This window comes from Xylophilus sp. Leaf220 (assembly GCF_001421705.1).
In the GTDB taxonomy this organism is placed as follows: Bacteria; Pseudomonadota; Gammaproteobacteria; order Burkholderiales; family Burkholderiaceae_C; genus Xylophilus.
Genome location: NZ_LMKO01000001.1, coordinates 1 through 17045, shown reverse-complemented (window position 1 = coordinate 17045; position 17045 = coordinate 1). Strand labels below are relative to the sequence as shown.

Below are 17045 nucleotides of genomic sequence, written 5' to 3'. Positions count from 1 at the left end.
CACTTACGTGAAGACCGCCGCCAGCGGCACAAGGCGCCTCCTTGCGTGGCGCGACGCGGGTAACTAGTACGGCGCCCTCTCAACTGGTGGGGTACCAAGCAGGCCGTCATACCGCACGAATCGTCGCCGCGCCGAAGGAGCCGCTACCACTACCACTGCCTTTGATTAGCACTACGTTCTACAAATTTACCCGCAGCATCTTTGTGCATCCGCAAGGCAGCTGTGCGTGTCGGCGACGGCGCACCGCGCAACGCCCGTTCACGTCTGGCCGCGATGGGAGGAGGCTGCCCGAGTGGCGTCGTTCATTCAGGCGTGCGCGGTTTCGTCCCGCAGCCCGATTTGCGGTACTGAAAATATTTGCGCGATCAATACAAACCTTCAACTTTGTTTATTGAGCCTGGTACAACGATGAAGCCTGGTGTAAGCAAGGTCTCAACGGCCAGTTCACAAAATATGCGCGACTGGCGGGCTCCGTGCAACAGCGCCCACACCATCAGTTGCTACTCAGTCAGGGCGCGCGGTTTCCAAATCGCTCGACTGCTGGTTTTGTTCCAGCTGCAGGATCCTGCGCTCGAGCGAGCTGATCGCGTGCTGCGTGCGCTGCTCGTTTTCTTGCAAGCTGGTTTCCAAACCGCTCCATTTCAACTGCAAGGTCTGCAAGCCTTGCTCGCACTCGCCGAGCGAAAGCTGCTGAGATTGCTTCAAGCTCTGCCCGAAGTCGGCCAATAAATCCTGTAACGATTCCTTGAAGATCTGTTCCAGTCGTTTGTCCATCTTTGGCTTTCTGCTGCGTGGGGTATGGGGCCGATGTGGGGGAGGTTTGCGGCTTTCGGTTTTCAGACGTGCTTAGGGCAGGTACAGGCAGCTCTTTCGTCGCGAGATCATCTGGCTGCGAAAATGCCGAATCGCCAATGTGCTTAAGCACAGGAACGAGGTCGGCAAGCGACTGGACCCGCACCATGTCGGCAGGGTCTGCTGACAGGTCCATGACCTGGCGATCGGGCGATGGATGGACGGGCGGGGTCAAGGGGCCATCCGCGGTTTGAGCGCGGCGTTTCTTCGGCTGGTAGCGTTGACGGTTGACCTCAGCACGCCGATGAATGGCCGCGTCCAATCGGATCTTGGCCGCTGCCTCTGCTGCTGGGTTTTTATCCGCTTCGCGTTCTGCGTCAGTTCGATCCGCCTTTGGCTTGGGCTTTGGCGGTTGAAACGTCAATGCATCGAAGTCCCGTTGAAACAGCGTCCCGCGCAAGCGAATCGACTTCGAGAAGTTCTCGGGCTTGATCGAGAGGCTGTTCTTGCCTGTTCGCGTAATCTCACCGTGTTGCGCAAGGACTGCCACGATGTCGGTGCGCGTGCGCACTTTCTTGCGAAGCACCAGGTCCAAGACAAAGTCTTGAAGCACCTGCTTTGTGTCGGGTTCGACCGCAAGCGCCTCTCTGAGCTTCGCCGCAACCCAGCGGGGACGACTGCCCGGTTGAACCGCGCGGGCCAATCGCGGATCTGCTGGACTCGACCAGCCGTGGCGATAGTTATGCATGTCCCGCAGGGGATCGTAGCTTTTCATCCACCCAGGCGGGGCCGGGTTGAAGTGTTTTCCAGTTTCCAAATCGACCGTGGCAACCAGAAGATGCACATCAGTCCGGTTTCCTTTCTGGTGCAGGAACACACACCAGCAGAAACGGTCTGGCGACAGACCTGCAAAACTGACCTCTTGGAAATCCTTCAGCAGTTCGTCGAGCTGTTCAGATGTGGGTACTTCGCCCGGGGCCCATGCGATCACCGCGCTTTTGTATCGCTCCCGAAATGGAAGTGTTTCCGCGACCCGAACAAACTCTTTCGGCGATCCCCTGAGCACGACGACCGCATCACGGCCACCGTGTGCGGGATCCAGAACCGCCTTGCAGTACTTCACTGCCAATCTTGGCTGTGTGCCGCCCTGGTTCAGAAACTTGAGCATCATTGCAAAGCCCCCAGACCTGCTGGCGGGTCCCCAGCGAACAGGGCGCCCGAATGCGCTTTCTCGTCAAGCCGAATCACCTGCTGATCGAGCAAGTCGTCCAGCCGCAAGTCGATCACGACGAGCAGGCAGTGCAGGGCAGAGAGGTCGATCGGCAGGCCGTTGTGGGACAGCACCCGGACACCCTCTGCGATCTCTTCCACGAGATTTTTGAGTCGCACATGCACGTGCAGCAGCTCTGCGCACGGGCCGCCGGGCTCCAGACCTGTGGGTCTTACTACTTTGGGTGTGGTCTTGCGCGCGACCGGGCCTTCCGGTAGTCCCATCGCTTTCCGAAGCACCCGGCGGATGAACTCGCTCCGGGTGATGCCCTCCCGTTCTGCGGCTTGGTGAATGGCTTGTCTTTCCTCCTCGTTGGGTTTGAAGGTTTCCGTTTTTCGTCTTGGGGTAGCTGACCTCATGGGATGGTCTCCCAAGACGTCGGGGCACGCACGAAGTCGCAATGGCTCGTGGGGGGTCGAGGGGGGCGGCACGCCCCTTTCGTCAGCCGTGCGAGTACCCTCCGGGTACGACCACGTAGGCTGGCTTCAAACGAAGCAAGTGAATAAGGGCTGTTGCGATCGCGGAGATTTTCGAATTCGAGTCGGATGTTCTGCGATGCCGGAATGGACTTCGCTCTCGTGGATGGAGCATTCGACTGCGTATTGAACTGCGAAGGCGCAGTGGCAAGCCTTCCGCACGCGGGGGCAGCCGCGGACGTAAATGCCTTTCGCCTTTGGTGGACTGCAGCGTCTGGTCCAGGCGCAGCCATGGCAGTGAACTGCCTGACTGCGCCCGTGCCCGCACAGAGGTGGGCAGACGTGCTCATGCAGACAGTCCTCCGCCGGCTTCAGTGCCTACATCATCAAAGTCCGGAATGTCCGACAACAGCATCGACAAACGCAACGCCAGCCACTTGCAATAAGGCTCTCCCACGTTCGGGATCCAGATCACTGCACAGGTCTTGCTTGTCCGATCGTTGAACACCCCACCTCGCGTGACGCCGGCGTCGGTGATGACAGGCTCAGCATCCGATGGAAGGTGCGTTGGCAATACGAACTGGGGACCAACCGGTTCGGAGGCTTCCTGTTCGCACGCTTCGACTGACGCTACTACCGCATCACGGTCGATCCGTGCTGCAGCAACTGCGGGAGCGATAAGGTCTGCCTCAGGTCCAAGGTCAAGCTGCAGCTGCGTTTCCGTTGGCCGCTCTGCGTCCAGCTTATGGGGTGCTGCAGTGACCGATGCACCTTCGCCCTGCGGCGGCAACGACGCCGTGTTCATCGACACATCCATGTGGGCAGCAAACGGCGAGGCCATCAGCAACGCCTGGGCTCTGGCCGTGCAATCTGGACACTTCTTGGTGGCCCCTCCGGAATTCTTGGGCGCTTCGGCTTTGGGTGGAAGCAGGGCTTCGTAGATCTCGCGAGCCTTCATCGAGAAGTTCTTGTCCACGTTCTTTTGGGCAACCAGCGCAGCCCGCTCCATCAGGCCCTTCTTGTCTTTCTGCAGCAGGTCTGTCAGCGGGACGGCATGGCGAAAGTGCGGTCCACTGGTGCCCCGGTACGCGTCGAGGAGTTCCCGTGGAAGGGCGGCCACCTTCCGTGCCTTGCTGAAGTCACCTTCGTCGTGCCCACACGTGTGGCACAGCTCCCTCGCAGTCGGGAAGACGCCGGTGTCGAGCATCCTTTCGCCCCACGAGCCCAGGGCCGCGGGTGCATAACTCTGGCGGCCCCGATTCGAATTGAACATGTGGCGCAGAGCAGCATGGTCGTCGAATCCTTCGGCGTCCTCGACCTGCGCCTGTACATCCAGTCCCAAGTCTCGGCACGCTCGCAAGCGGAGTTGGCCGGTAATCGCCGTGTACCGAGGGCCGCTTGGCGGAGGCTGGAGAATCTTGCGGACGAGAATGGGTTCCGTGTTGGTGCCTGCAAGCGCGATCGACTCATAGACTTGCTTGTAGCTGTCCGGGTCCAGGAACTCGGTGCGGTCGATGGAGTGTTCCCAGGGTTCGATCGAGTCTGGCGAGAGCTGAAGTACTGAGCCTTGGAAAGGTGCCAGTGGCGGCAGCGGAGGAAGATCTTCAGTCTCGCGCGAATCTCCAGTCTCGGCGGTGGTGGCGGTTGCGGCTGCAATGCAAACGGCGGTCTTGCGCGATTTCTGCGCTGGACGGGCAGCCGAAGTTTTCCGTTTGGGCGCGGGCTTTTTGCGGGTTTGAGGCTTTCTGCTTGCAGAGGTTTTGCGATTTTGCGGAACTGGATCAACCGCATTGGTTGGTTTGGACAAAGGCACGCCGTCTGGGTTTTCTTGAAAGTTCATCGCGGTAATTCCTGAATGTGTGCGAAGCACAGTGCGACGCGCGCAGCAGTGCTGCACCTGCCATAGCAAGTGCTTGTGTGGATTGAAGGGGAGGACCCGGGCTTACCGGGCCGCGGGGACTATCAGCACGGTTTGTTCAGCAGCGCTTCGATTTCCTGAAATCGCTTCTGCGTGAAGTTCTTCGTGCAGACCTTCTGCCGAAGGTCTTCTGCTTCAAGCTCAAAGGCCTGTTCAGGCGTCAGGGACGACGACGCCGGGAAAGCACTGGCTGTGCGCACGTCTTGTACTTGCTGTTCTGCAGGTGACAGCAGCGCACAGACGGGCGGTTCCAGCGCTTCTGGCTGGTCATTCGCGGACGACGGGCTATTGCGCCGCGAGATGACCTGGGTTACCTTACTTCTTCCCATGGATGGCTTTCTAAGTGAGGTTGTGGGAACGATGGAGCGCTGGCCTGCTTGAAAATCCGATCAGTGCCATATCGTCTGGTTTGCCGCCAATCGGCTGGCCTGGACAGAAGCCGCGGTACTAAAGTCCTGCGGCTTTCTGAACCTGCAGCATTATTTGAACACTGAAAAACCGGAAGATTTTCCAGTTTGGTGGGTTTGGCCACGTAATAAATGGCCGATTTTGCTATTTCAGACTGATCCGACCTGCGCTTCAGGTCTGAATCACGATTTCAAAGGCAGACCTAGCCGTGAAACAAGGTTTTCTTGAATTTGAACTCGATGATGGATGCTGGCTCACTGCGTTCGACCTGGATTTGCTTGTCGCACCTAAACGGACAATGCACTACCAACAGCGGCCCTTTTCACCGCCGGTTTGTGAACCAAAAAGGTTGATTAATTACTTGGACGGTCCAAGTAATCCTCACTTTATGGCTCCGTTGTTCAGCGCCCGTAAAAGGCTCGACAACATCACGCACCCATCGCTCTACACATTGTGAAAGGAAGACGACAAAAAAATCCATCGCAAATGCTCAAGCGCGCGCAAAAAAAGGGATGTGGCGCAGGCGGCACATCCCAAGAGCAGGGTTCTGATCTTCCCGTCGGGTCGACGGGCATAGAAGAGGGGACTACTTCTTGCGCATGGGGGCGCAATCCTTCAAAAAGTAGAAGCGGCCCGTGTCGGGGCTGACCTCAGTCCTCACGATGGTGCCCGTCATCGCCCCGCCTTTGAATGTCGGGTTCATGCAGACGAACCCGATCTCGTCCTTGCGATGGCCACGCTGGAAAAAGGCATCAGAGCCTTTGCCGAAACCGACGAGATCCAGAACGACAGGGCGGGCACCCATCGCTGTCATCAGCTGGTATTCGTTGCTGATGCGCTGCGTGTCGACCAGGATCTGGTTGTAGGTCGCGGGTGGGGGAGAGGCGAGGGTCTGGGAAGTGGCCGAGAGTGCCAGGAAGGCGCAGGCCACTGCGGACACGGAACGGAGGATGCAGAGCGTCATTGTCGACTTTCAACAGGCGCGGGTGCACACGAGGGTGTGCTGACGACCCGGCCAAAAAGTTCGACAGGAACGCGCCGCGCCGCTACATGAATCGAATCCCGTTGTTGGTATTGCAGCGTGCGCGCGTCATCGGAACTACTTTTTTGGGATGACCTTGGGAGCGGGCACGAAGGGGCGGTGGTTAGGGTCGAGTGCTGGTGGCAGCGGCCGCACGCCACGCTTGACGTTCGTGTTTTTCATGAAGCTCAGCCATGCGGTGTCGAGGAATGCGCCACGCTTGGCGTCGTCGATGCAGACCGAGTCCGCACCGGTGACACCGTTGCGCATTTCCTCCAGAGCGAGCTTGCGGAACTCATCGAGCGCGAAGCTGTTGGCACTTTGGCGTTGCAGTATGTCCTGCGTGCTGGCCAGGTCATCTCGCAACTGCATGAAGTACTTGGACGCTGCTACACCGGCCGCACGTGCCTTCCGCAGGTCATCGTTGGTCTTCGAATGCGCCTCTGCTTGGCTCCGGGAGTAGGCCTGGAGCAGCTTGAGTTTGTCGGTGAGGTCATCGACCTGTTTTGCATACGCGATGCCAACCTGCGCGTTGTGCTCAGACGCTTTTTGCTCCGCGCGCCGCTCGCGGATCTCCTGCATCCGCTGGCCGAAGCGTTCGGCGGCTGCGGCCATGCCAGTGCCGACGGCGGTGATGATTCGGTCGTTCAGGTCAAAAGCGTTCATGCGAGGGGCCTAGTAGTGCTCAGCTAGTGATGCGGGTACGAATTTGGATGAAGCGACGGACACGGGGCTGTGCAAGCAAGCGCGACGACAGACTTCGAGAGACCGGAGGACTGCACTTCGACAAGCTTGAAAAACTTAATGGGATGCCACCCTGTAGGTGGCATTACAACCCATAACGCCCTTCAACTCAAGCGGTTGACATACGACCATCGGAGTTGTGTCCTCGTCTCTAAAACATCCCCCGCCTCAACTCGATGCCAAAGCTCTCGGGTCGGCTTTGGCTGCGCGCCGCGTCAGAGCACAGTTGTCCCAAGAGGACGTCGCAGAGATACTTGGAATTGGGCAGGAGGCTGTTTCCCGACTTGAAAGAGGCGTGGTCGTACCCTCTCTCCAGCGCCTCTTCGAATTTGCCAACGCCTATGGCTGCGGGGTCGACGAATTCATTCTTCCAGTCAGTGCGATCCCTAAAGATCAGGCCGTATGGTTGAGCAAACGGCTTGGATCACTCCTGCCGGCCGATCGGGAATTTGTCGTTGAAATGGTCGACAAGATCTGCGACCGATTTAAACGTTAAATCACTGGCATGAAGCGCAGGACTAGGCGCAACCAAAATCCAGCGAGAGTTTTACAGATATCTCCGAGCACCATGCAGGCCAGAACGGTGAGCCATGTGCTGCTGCCGGCGCTTTGTATGCGTCCGGCCAATTCATCTTGATAGCGAGCCGCGCGGCGGCAAGGATCGTGTGCATCTAGATTGAGGTGGACACGATGACAAGCGAGAAGGGGGATACCGGGCGGCGGGACAGCATGGCGAAGATGGCGAAGATGGCGCAGGTTGTGGCACAGTGCGCCGAGCCCGGTGTATCGGTCGCCAAGATTGCGATGGCACACGGCATCAATGCCAATGTCATTCATTGCTGGCGCAAGCTGACCCGAGTCGGTGACGGCAAGGCGGCCACAAAGACAGGCGAGTTCATCGCACTGCCCCTCACGATGCTTCCGCACCGGCGCCACCCGGCAACCGTCAGCGCCGCAGGCGGACCTGCTGGTCGAACTGCGCCGCGGCGCGATCACGATGTCCATCACCTGGCCGACCAGCGCTGCAGGCGAGTTCGCCCTGTGGACTCGAGAGGTGCTCAAATGGTTCGTGTAGATGCAGTGTGGCTTACCTGTGAACCCTTGAACATGCGAGCGGGCACCGAGTCGGTACTCGGCCGGGTGGGCCAGGTCTTTGGCGAAGCTCGACCTCACCATGCCTACCTGTTCGCCAACCGACTGGCCAATCGCATGTAGGTGCTGGTGCATGACGGCATCGGTGTATGGCTGGCAGCTCGCCGGTGAAATGCCGGCAGGTTCGTCTGGCCCCAGGACGGCAGCACACTGGCGTTAACCCGTCCCAGATATCAACGCCGATTTAAATCTGACCCACTTTGCGTCGGATCGCCGAAGTAAATTTGACCCAGTCGCCCCTTTAGTCGGGCAATCCCAGAGCGCGTGTCATCGGAGGACAAAAGGCGAACTGCGCCTCGGGTGGCGGGTGTCGGACGACTTCCGGGCTTGTTCGATTCAGCCTGTCGGAGAGCCGCGCAGAGCTTTCTGTAGACCGCAGTGTCGTGATGCAACTGACGCGAGTGTTGGCCAGCATACTTCCAAAACTCGGTCTGATCCTCAACCGTGAGCAATCTCCAAACCGTTCGAAGATCTATGTCCGCTTGGCTTGCCACCGTAGACGTGTTGGCCATCATTTCCGCATCTCCCTGCATATTCTCTCGTGTACGTGGCACACGCCAGCTAACCTAGGTCGGCTGAGCTAGTGCATCTTTCGGAGGTTATTTCAGACGGTTGGGCTAATTGCTCAGGCTTGGCCTGGCCTCGGCAGCAGAGACTTGATCTCGGCAAGGTTGGCGATGACCACCTGCTTCTCGCCCCTCCGGGGTGTGCCGCTGGGCTCGAAGTTCAGCGTCCTCAGGGTGTAGAACAGCATAGCCTGACGGCAGGGCACGGTGACCGTTCCGTCCTTCATCCCGTAGTCGATCTCGACACCCTCGCGCTGCATGAGCGTGAGTGAATCATGTGGCTTCAGAATGAGGTCCACATTGGTGTGCCACTCGCAGTCATGCAAGGGGTCAACGTCAGACGCCACAGGTTCACTGGGCACCAGGATTCGACCCAGGACGAAGTCTCGGAACCCCTCGCGAAGGTGGCAGTAGGCCCGCACGTGCCACCTCACGCCGTCATAACCAAACGCGTGGGGGCTGATAAAGCGCTCTTGCGGCTCGTCCCGCGCAATCGACTGGTATCGGATACGCAGCTTCGCCCGCTCGGCGATTGACTGCACCAGAAGGGCAAGCGTTTTCGGCTCGACCGTTCGACTAGGAAGGGGTACCGAGGCCATGGGAGGCCGAAACGCCAAGAAAGCTTGGCCGCTGGTCAAGATCTGCCGTTCCAAGGCCAGCAGCTGAGACAGGTACTGGCGCGCTCCGCTGGATTCATAGTGGGGGGCAAACCCTGGCGTAGCGACGTACGTGCGCGAACTGGTGTCGTAGTCCAGATTGCCTGGCGTCACCTCGGCGTAGCGAGCGATGTCGGCAGACGCCTGGGGCACCGAGATCTTGAAGAAATCCGTCACGTCGCGGCGGTTGATGCGTCCACCCCACTGCAGACGGAAGTCTATGAATTGCAGCCTGCGCTCCTGGCTCCACTTGACGGGACCGGTGTCGGGCTCCTTTTCTTGGGGCGAGGTCTTGCTGGAGCGCGCTGAGGGTCGCGGGACGGAGGGGAGTGCAGCGCCCGGCTCAGAGGGTGGGCTGTTCACCCGAGTTGGGTCAGCGGCTCTGCGAGGGGAGGTTTGGCTTGGCATGAGGCGAGTATAGTTTGTTGACGCGCATAGAAAGTATGCGTACATTAAATATGCTCTCAGCCGCCGCACCGCCAGTGCGGGGCGTCATAAGTTCAAGTCAACCAGCACAAAGGCTCAATCGAAGGGTTCACATGGCAGAAAAGCACCAGATCCTCTTCTACCCAGTGGGCGAGGGCGACACATCGCAGGTCGTCCTCAGCCAAGGGCGCCGCATCCTGTTCGACTTCTGCCACCGCCCGAACGCCAAAAGCGCGGACACACCCGCGATCGATATCAAGAAGCGGCTCAAGGAGGAGTTGCAGGCTGCCGGATGTGACTACTTGGACGCCGTGGCCTTCACGCACGCCGCCATCGACCACATCATGGGCAGCACCGAGTTCTTCAAGCTTCAGCACGCTTCGATGTACCAGGACAAAGGTCGCATCAAGATTCGCCAGTTCTGGATGCCAGCCGCGATGGTTTCTTTCGGCGATTGAGGAGGTTCCCTTGGCAAATGCAGTTGAAGCCAGTTGGAACGGGCATGACTATCAGTCCCGGTATTTCTGGCACATGGCGGCCGCGCTCCGCGACGATGACCAGGCCCACGTGCTTGAGGTCACCTATGAAGGTGACGGGCCCAAGGGGTTCGACGATGTCATCGTGCGCTACCGGCCGCCCGGGCGGGTTACCAGTTCGCACCCTTCCCACGTCTCAGCGGACTACCACCAACTGAAGTTCCATGCGACCCAGATCGGGCGCTTCGGCTTCGCGGATCTGGTGGATCCAAAGTTCATCGGTGCGGAGTCCATTTCCATCCTGCAACGTCTGAAGGATGCGAAGGCCGAGGCCGGCGACGCCGGCTTTGTCTTGGTGACCACGGACCGCATCAGCGATGGCGACCCGCTCAACGAGTTGATCTCCAACGTCGACAACACCCTGCGGCTGGACAAGCTGTTCATCGGGGGGGGTGATCGCAGCAAGATGGGCAAGATCCGCAAGCTATGGCGCGAGCACCTGAGCCTAGCTGCGGATGATGAATTGCGGGAGGTGCTGATCGGCTTCCGCATCAAGCAGCATGCGATTTCGTTTGAGGACATGCGCAACGAGGTCAACCTGCGGTTCAGGTCCGTGGGCATGATGACCTGCACTAACACCACCGGCTTCACCTTCGACAGCGTCGCCCGGGACCTCAAGCGCCAGAAGCGCAACAGCCTGACCCGTGAAGCCTTCGAGCAGTTCGTCATCGAGAAGGGGTGGCTCCGCGAGAAAGCGGCGTCGCCCACCCTGAACGTTTCGATCCAGTCCTTCGGTGACATCCTGGCCGACCATCTCGATGCGGCCACGGACAACACCCTGAGGCTGGTCGAACACTTCGACGGCCGACACCTGCGCGACGGCGTCAGCTGGACCGACACCATCCAGCCAGCGGTGTCCAAGTTCTTGACGCAGATGCGGGCCAAGAACCCGCGGCTGCGGCTGTACCTGGATGCGCACACTTCCGTGGCCTTCCTGGCAGGCTCCACGCTTGGTCTCAAGTCCGGCGTCACGGTCGAGCTCATTCAGAAGGGCCGGCGCGGATCCAGCCGTTGGCAGGCCGACGACGAGCGGACCGGCCCCGCAGCCACCGTGACCTCAGAGGAGATCGGCACCGGTGCCGAGATCGCGGTTGCCGTGGGCCTATCGCGCGACGTATCGCAGGGCGTGCGCGAGTACCTGGCGAAGGAGATGCCCGCCATCGGCAAGCTCGTCAACATCACGCCCGCGGCTGGCCCAGGTCAGACCGCCATCGTGGGGGGTGCTCATGCCGCAGATATCGCCGACCAAGTGTCTTCTGCGGTCCAGCGGATCAGGCGCCCGGCAGGCACCCCCGTGCACATCTTTGCCGCGGCCCCGAACGCGTTCACCTTCTTCCTCGGCCAGCACCGGTACGCGATGGGGCCGTGCGTTGTCTACGAGTTCGATTTCAACAACACAGCAACCGGCAGCTACCAGCCCGCTTTCAGGATCGAATAACCATGGAACTCAACCAGCAATTCAAGACCTTCCTCACCGAGATTCGGCCCACGCAGTCGCAGAAGGAGGGCTGGATCGTGGGGGCGACCACCCTGCGCACTCGCTTGAACGCGGATCCCGATCTCACCAAGATCACCGTGTCCACCTTCTTGCAGGGCAGCATCCGCCGCTCTACGGCCATCCGCCCCATTGGCGACAAGCGCCCCGACGTCGACGTGGTTGTGGTCACGACGATCGACTACAACACCACGACGCCGGAGCAGGCAATGGACAAGTTCGTTCCCTTCCTGGAACGCCACTACGCCGGCAAGTGGCGCCGGCAGGGTCGGTCCTTTGGCATCGAGCTGTCCTATGTGGACATAGACTTGGTAATCACCGCCCTGCCCAGCGAAGTGACTTCCGACCAGGCGGTCACGGCGCTGTACAAGTCAGAATCCGTGCAGAACATCCAGACCCTGGAAGAGCAGCCGACATGGCGCCTGAACAAAAGCTGGACCGCGGCCAAGGGCGATGGCCTCTACCCAGTTATGGCCATTGCACAGGACGCCCCCGAGCAAGACTGGAAGCCTCACCCTCTGATGCTGCCTGACCGGGATGCTGGCCGCTGGGGCCGCACTCATCCCCTCGCCCAGATTCAGTGGACTGCGGCGAAGAACCGTGACTGCAATGGTCACTACGTGAACCTGGTGAAGGCATTGAAGTGCTGGCGGCAGACCAACGCTAGGATGCTGCCGAAGTATCCCAAGGGATACCCGCTGGAGCACATGATCGGCCAGGCGCTGGCAAACGGCACGGGCTCGATGGGCACCGGGGTGGTCCAGGTCCTGGAAGAAATGAGGGACCGGTGGACGCCGGAAGTCGCTATGGGCCGTGTACCGGTACTGGACGACCACGGTGTGCCGGAGCACAACGTTCTTCAGCGCTTGAGCTTCGAGGATTTCGAGGCCTTCCACAAGGCGATCTCCGACGCGGCCGCGCAGGCCCGCAAGGCGCTGGACGCAGGTGACCCCTCGGAGAGCGGAATGCTGTGGCAGGGTCTGTTCGGTGCCAAGTTCCCCCTGCCCAGTCCCCAAGGCGGCGACCGTCCCCCCGGCTTCACCAAGCCAAGCGGCCCGGCCGACCCGCAGCTGACACCGAGGTTTGCATAGTCGACGTCGCAATGGTGCCGGAGATCCTAACCAGCTTTGCCGACGAAATGGCGCCCCATGACCGGGTGGATATTTCGGCGCCGTGGCATTCGCATGGCCCCGGCACCTGGTCGCTGCCGCTGGTGGTCAGGCTGTCCGTACCGCCCTCGGAGGCGGTGCCACTCGAAACGTCCTGGCACCTCGTAGTGGAGGGAAGCAGCTTCGAGGTCGACGTGGGAATCTATCCCGACGGAAAAAATGGGCTGACGGCGACTTTCCCGCACCAGTCGCACAACGACAAGCCGGAGAAGGACAAGCCTTGGCGCACGGGCAACCCCTGTGTCGAGAGGCCAATCGCGAACCTGGGCCGCGTCGCGTGGAACGACGAGCCGCAGAGCGATCTGCAGGCCCGCATGCGATGGAAGGTCGAGCGTCTGCTGCACTGGGTGGATGCCGCCGCCGAAGGCCGGCTCGTGCAGACAGGCGACCCCTTCGAGGTACCTGCTTTCCCGGCCGGCTGGGTGGCCGACATGGTCGCTTTCAACGAGTCGAAGCCGGATCTGGCTTTCTGGAATGCAAGCGCTGTCACCTGGGGTTTTGCCCGCATGGCAGCCGTGCCGCGCGCCAAGCGCACGTTGGTCCTGACCGAGTTCATGGCCGGCGCTGGCGCGACCATTCGCAAAGTGGACTGGTCAGCACCGATTACCGACACGCAACCGGATTTCATGGGCATCTGGATCAAGCTCCCCACCATACCTGTGTTGCAGCCCTGGCAGCGGCCGACCACATGGCGTGAGTTGAATTCGCTGCTAGAAGCAGACGGCTTCGATCTGGCCTACATCCTCCAGTACGCCGGAGCAGCCTATCGCAAGTCGAGCAGCAAGGCGCGTCACTACCGCCTACTGCTTGGTTTTCCCGTTGCCGAACGCATCGGTGACACGCCTGACCGTTTGCATTGGCTGGCTATACACACGGTGCCCCTCTGTTCACGGAAGACCCCGCGCGAAGGATTCCGGACCACCGAGGACAACCACCTGCGCTGGGACCGCGAACTCGCCAGTTCAACAAAGTCGCTGGTGTGGCAGCGGACCTCGAACTGGGCCTCGGACCAGATGCGCATGAGGGGCGAAGCTGAGGACATGGTACGTCGGAAGAAAGTCCTCTTAATCGGTTGCGGGACGTTGGGCGCGGCCGTGGCCGAAAACCTGTTGCGCATGGGCGTGACGAACATGGGGCTGATGGACAGCGACGTCTTCCAGCATGGCAACTTGAGTCGGCACGTGCTCACAATGGAAGACATTGGCCACGCCAAGTCCATCGCGCTGGCGGCGCGTTTGAACTCCGCAATGCCTGACGCACGCGTCGAGGCGCTGACCGATCGCTTCCCTCCGGCCAAGGCCAACATGGCTAATCGCTTGCGGGGGTACGACGTCATCGTTGACTGCACGGCGGAGGACGCCGTGCTGCATGCCATGGGCCAGTTCGAATGGGGTAACGAAAAGCAATTCGTGGTGCTCTCGATAACATGGCGTGCTGAAGGCCTGCTGGCTTACGCGGCAAGCGAGGCGGCTTTTCCCACCTATGATGCGACCGCCAAATTTGGTGCTGCGCCCACGCCCCCCGTGAACTTCGATGAGGCGCGTGCTGAAGGTGTGGGATGCTGGAATCCTGTTTTTCCTGCAACGGCCGACGACGTGCAGTTGTGGGCGGCGTTGGGCAGCAAGTTTGTGCGCCGGGCCATCATTTCGGGGGAGAGGTCCTGCACCTACTTCAGGCAGACCAATCTGGGCACCGTGGAGCGAGTGGATGTCTAAGGGTGGGCGAATCTATGTGGATGGCCACAGCCGCAGATTCCAGGTCCACCTGAGCGACCAGGCCGTCGGTTCGATGGTCGCGGTATGTGCCGTGGCCAGAGGCCGCGAAACGGGGGGAATTCTGATCGGTCGCTTTACCGAAGATGGCAACGCCGCCTTTGTACTCGAGGCCAGCGCCAAACCGCCGGACTCGGGGGCCGGTTGGGCTTGGTTCAAGAGAGGCGCATCGGGCCTGCGGGACATGCTTGTGCAACGTTGGACACACGGGCTCCACTATCTTGGCGAATGGCACTTCCACCCAGGAGGCAGTAGCGAGCCGAGCTCGCCGGACAAGAGCTCGATGGCCGCTATCGCAACCAACGAGCGCTACCAGTGCCCGGAGCCCATACTGGTGATCCTGGGCGGGCGTCCGCCGCGCAAGTACGATTTTTCGGTGACGGTGTTCCCGGCCATGGGACGTCCGGTGCCGCTCAGGCTTCAACGCTGGCCGCCGCAAAACTAGGGTGTCCGAAGGCTGCGCTAGCCGCCGAAGGACCTAGCCACCTCAACACTAAGCTGGGCAGACGGGCTCGACATCACTGCTACAGCCGACCAAAACTGCAAGGAGACCGGTGAGTCGCGCATGCTTCAACATCATGTATCGGAGTAAAGGTCAGCATGCGTCCGACCAACCCTTCTTGAAGTCGGTTATACAGCCGGCATCCGCAGACAACAGGGGCTGAAGAGCGGGTGAACAATTCGGAGCGCCGGTTCTTCTGGATGCTTGGCCGAATGCAGGGCATGCCGGGGGCAGGCACCGCCGAGCCGCCGATCGTCCCAAGCTGCTGGCCTTGAAGCGAAGGCTCAAAGACATGTGGAGTATGGCTACCCATCAGCGCGAATACGCGTTCGAGCAGTGGCTGGGAGAGGTGTTCAACGTTTATGAATTGCCGCCGCGCGAGCCGTTCCGAAATCAGCACGAATAGATAGATGGCAGCTTCACATTGCAAGGAGAGACTTACCTGCTCGAAGTTAAGTGGCAGTAGGCGCTCACGCCGGCAGCCGACCTCCACGTCTTGGATGGCAAGGTTACTCAGAAAACCGCGTGGGCGAGAGGCTTTTTCGTCATCTAAGCCGGTTTCACCTAAGACGGGCTCCACGCGTTAGGGCCCGGGAAAGGCGTCATCTGCATGATTTCCACAATGCCCTCGAGCGAGAGCTCCCGCTTGACGGCGTCTTGGCTCGCAAAGCGCGCACCGCAGCCGAGAACGGCATGCCGTTTCAACGGGTGTACGACCTTTGCGCCCGTTAGGAGCCGGTCAGGATCGCGAGGTCGCTGAAGCTGTCCAGCCTCGGTCGCGCACGGCGGGCCCCATCTCTTGTATGGCAAGTTCGGCCGTCGTCCTCTACGAGAAGCCGTACTCCCTGGTGCGCGGGATGCGCTGACCTTCGCGTCCATATGCCCAGGTCCTGAATGCTGCAATTCGCGCTCATCCGGCGCCTAGGGAAGGTCTGCGCAATGCGCTCTGAGATGTGCTGATGCAGGGCGGTCGAATGAATTCGCCGCGACATCTCGTCCCCAGGACATCGCAGCACTGTCTAAGGTTAATTTTTCGGCCCGCTGGCCGCCTGCAGGCGCACTCATGCCCGCGTTCCCATCAAACGCCCCCGCGCCATCCACAGGNCGATCACCAGCACGCCCACCAGGATTAATTCGCCGCGACATCTCGTCCCCAGGACATCGCAGCACTGTCTAAGGTTAATTTTTCGGCCCGCTGGCCGCCTGCAGGCGCACTCATGCCCGCGTTCCCATCAAACGCCCCCGCGCCATCCACAGGTTGGACAGCGCAAACAGCGTGTGCAGCTGCGCGGTGTTCTTGGCCAGGCCGCGGTAGCGTACCTTGACGTGTCCGAACTGGCGCTTGATCACCCGGAACGGGTGCTCGACCTTGGCCCGGATGCTGGCCTTGAGGCGTTCGAGTTGATCGTTCAGGTCGTCGACCAGGCGAGCCTTGTCCAGCAGCTTGCGTTTGCCCGGCCGCATTGCGATGTTCCAGCGTACGCCGTCCCGGGCGTCAGGGCGCTTACCGGCGCCTTGGTAGCCCGCGTCACCCCAGGCTTCGGTTTCCTCGCCATGCAGCAGTGCGTTGGCCTCGACCACGTCGTGGACGCTGCCCGCCGTGCCGCGCACGGTGTGCACCAGGCCCGAGTCCGCATCCACGCCGATGTGGGCCTTCATTCCGAAGTACCACTGGTTGCCCTTCTGGCTCTGCTTCATCTGCGGGTCGCGCTCGCCCGAGGCGTTCTTGGTCGAGCTGGGCGCGGCGATCAGCGTGGCGTCCACAACCGTGCCGACACGCAGCATCAAACCCTTGGCGCCCAACAATTCGTTGACCAGCGCCAGGATCTGGGCGCTGAGCTTGTGCTCATCCAGCAGCCGGCGGAATCGAAGGATCGTGGTCTCGTCAGGTACTGCGGTGTCCCAGTTCAAGCCTGCGAACTCACGAAACAGTGGCACGTCGTGCAGCGATTCTTCCATCGCCGGATCGCTCAGCGTGAACCACTGTTGCATGAAGTGGATGCGCAGCATCGTCTCCACCGCAAACGGCGGGCGACCGCGCTTGCCTTCGAGCGCATACGGCGTGATCAAGCCCACCAGCTCTGACCACGGCACCACGCGTTCCATCTCTGCCAGGAACTCGCGCTTGCGCGTGCGCTTGGTCGTCAGGTTCAGGCCCAGGTCGGCTTGCTTCATGGCTTGGATTCTCTGCGCGGACTCACC

15 protein-coding genes are annotated in these 17045 nt (G+C 60.6%); 7 read left to right on the top strand and 8 right to left on the bottom strand.

Going from position 1 to position 17045, the window contains the following annotated elements; translation table 11 throughout:
• Positions 1 to 508 precede the first annotated feature (508 nt).
• The 6 genes from ASE76_RS20295 to ASE76_RS00035 all read right to left on the bottom strand — a co-directional run bounded on the left by ASE76_RS20295 (position 509) and on the right by ASE76_RS00035 (position 6491).
• On the bottom strand, positions 509 to 1963 hold the full coding sequence (locus ASE76_RS20295; protein ID WP_156362464.1) for a relaxase/mobilization nuclease domain-containing protein: 1455 nt from the start codon (positions 1961 to 1963) through the stop codon (positions 509 to 511).
• On the bottom strand, positions 1960 to 2421 hold the full coding sequence (locus ASE76_RS20290) for a CopG family transcriptional regulator (RefSeq protein WP_156362463.1): 462 nt from the start codon (positions 2419 to 2421) through the stop codon (positions 1960 to 1962). The genes ASE76_RS20295 and ASE76_RS20290 overlap by 4 nt, the downstream gene beginning before the upstream one ends.
• A gap of 403 nt (positions 2422 to 2824) precedes the next feature.
• The gene (locus ASE76_RS19705) at positions 2825 to 4318 is read right to left on the bottom strand and encodes a ParB N-terminal domain-containing protein (RefSeq protein ID WP_082447802.1); all 1494 of its coding nucleotides are present in this window, start codon (positions 4316 to 4318) and stop codon (positions 2825 to 2827) included.
• 122 nt (positions 4319 to 4440) lie between these two features.
• On the bottom strand, positions 4441 to 4725 hold the full coding sequence (locus ASE76_RS20285) for a hypothetical protein (RefSeq protein WP_156362462.1): 285 nt from the start codon (positions 4723 to 4725) through the stop codon (positions 4441 to 4443).
• A 665-nt stretch (positions 4726 to 5390) separates the two neighbouring features.
• Positions 5391 to 5768: a hypothetical protein gene (locus tag ASE76_RS00040; protein ID WP_055832926.1), complete on the bottom strand. Its 378-nt coding sequence runs from the start codon at positions 5766 to 5768 to the stop codon at positions 5391 to 5393.
• 135 nt (positions 5769 to 5903) lie between these two features.
• Positions 5904 to 6491, bottom strand: coding sequence for a hypothetical protein (locus ASE76_RS00035; protein WP_055832923.1), 588 nt, complete (start codon positions 6489 to 6491; stop codon positions 5904 to 5906).
• A 217-nt stretch (positions 6492 to 6708) separates the two neighbouring features.
• Here ASE76_RS00035 and ASE76_RS19700 point away from each other — a divergent pair, with 217 nt between their 5' ends.
• Positions 6709 to 7065 (top strand): helix-turn-helix domain-containing protein, encoded by a 357-nt coding sequence (locus ASE76_RS19700; RefSeq protein ID WP_168389191.1) that lies wholly within the window; start codon positions 6709 to 6711, stop codon positions 7063 to 7065.
• A 194-nt stretch (positions 7066 to 7259) separates the two neighbouring features.
• Positions 7260 to 7784 carry a transposase gene (locus tag ASE76_RS20905; RefSeq protein ID WP_082447800.1) on the top strand — a complete coding sequence of 175 codons (525 nt, stop codon included), beginning with the start codon at positions 7260 to 7262 and terminating at the stop codon, positions 7782 to 7784.
• A gap of 562 nt (positions 7785 to 8346) precedes the next feature.
• Here ASE76_RS20905 and ASE76_RS00030 read toward each other — a convergent pair.
• Positions 8347 to 9120, bottom strand: a complete 774-nt coding sequence (locus ASE76_RS00030; protein ID WP_055832922.1) for a YafY family protein — start codon at positions 9118 to 9120, stop codon at positions 8347 to 8349.
• A gap of 362 nt (positions 9121 to 9482) precedes the next feature.
• On the opposite strand from ASE76_RS00030, the gene ASE76_RS00025 reads away from it, so the two are divergent.
• The 5 genes from ASE76_RS00025 to ASE76_RS19690 are packed head-to-tail and all read left to right on the top strand — an operon-like array spanning position 9483 to position 14786.
• Positions 9483 to 9827, top strand: coding sequence for a hypothetical protein (locus tag ASE76_RS00025; protein ID WP_055832919.1), 345 nt, complete (start codon positions 9483 to 9485; stop codon positions 9825 to 9827).
• A gap of 10 nt (positions 9828 to 9837) precedes the next feature.
• Positions 9838 to 11343: an SAVED domain-containing protein gene (locus ASE76_RS00020; protein ID WP_055832918.1), complete on the top strand. Its 1506-nt coding sequence runs from the start codon at positions 9838 to 9840 to the stop codon at positions 11341 to 11343.
• Between the two features lie 2 nt (positions 11344 to 11345).
• Entirely contained in the window at positions 11346 to 12491 is a 1146-nt protein-coding gene (locus ASE76_RS00015; protein ID WP_055832915.1) for a hypothetical protein, read from the top strand.
• Between the two features lie 11 nt (positions 12492 to 12502).
• A complete protein-coding gene (locus tag ASE76_RS00010) occupies positions 12503 to 14284 on the top strand; it encodes a ThiF family adenylyltransferase (protein ID WP_055832914.1) in 1782 nt (593 codons plus the stop codon).
• A gap of 16 nt (positions 14285 to 14300) precedes the next feature.
• Positions 14301 to 14786 (top strand): Mov34/MPN/PAD-1 family protein, encoded by a 486-nt coding sequence (locus ASE76_RS19690; RefSeq protein WP_168389190.1) that lies wholly within the window; start codon positions 14301 to 14303, stop codon positions 14784 to 14786.
• A 1272-nt stretch (positions 14787 to 16058) separates the two neighbouring features.
• On the opposite strand, the gene ASE76_RS00005 is transcribed toward ASE76_RS19690, so the two are convergent.
• Positions 16059 to 17018 carry an IS5 family transposase gene (locus tag ASE76_RS00005; protein WP_055832912.1) on the bottom strand — a complete coding sequence of 320 codons (960 nt, stop codon included), beginning with the start codon at positions 17016 to 17018 and terminating at the stop codon, positions 16059 to 16061.
• Between the last annotated feature and the right edge of the window lie 27 nt (positions 17019 to 17045).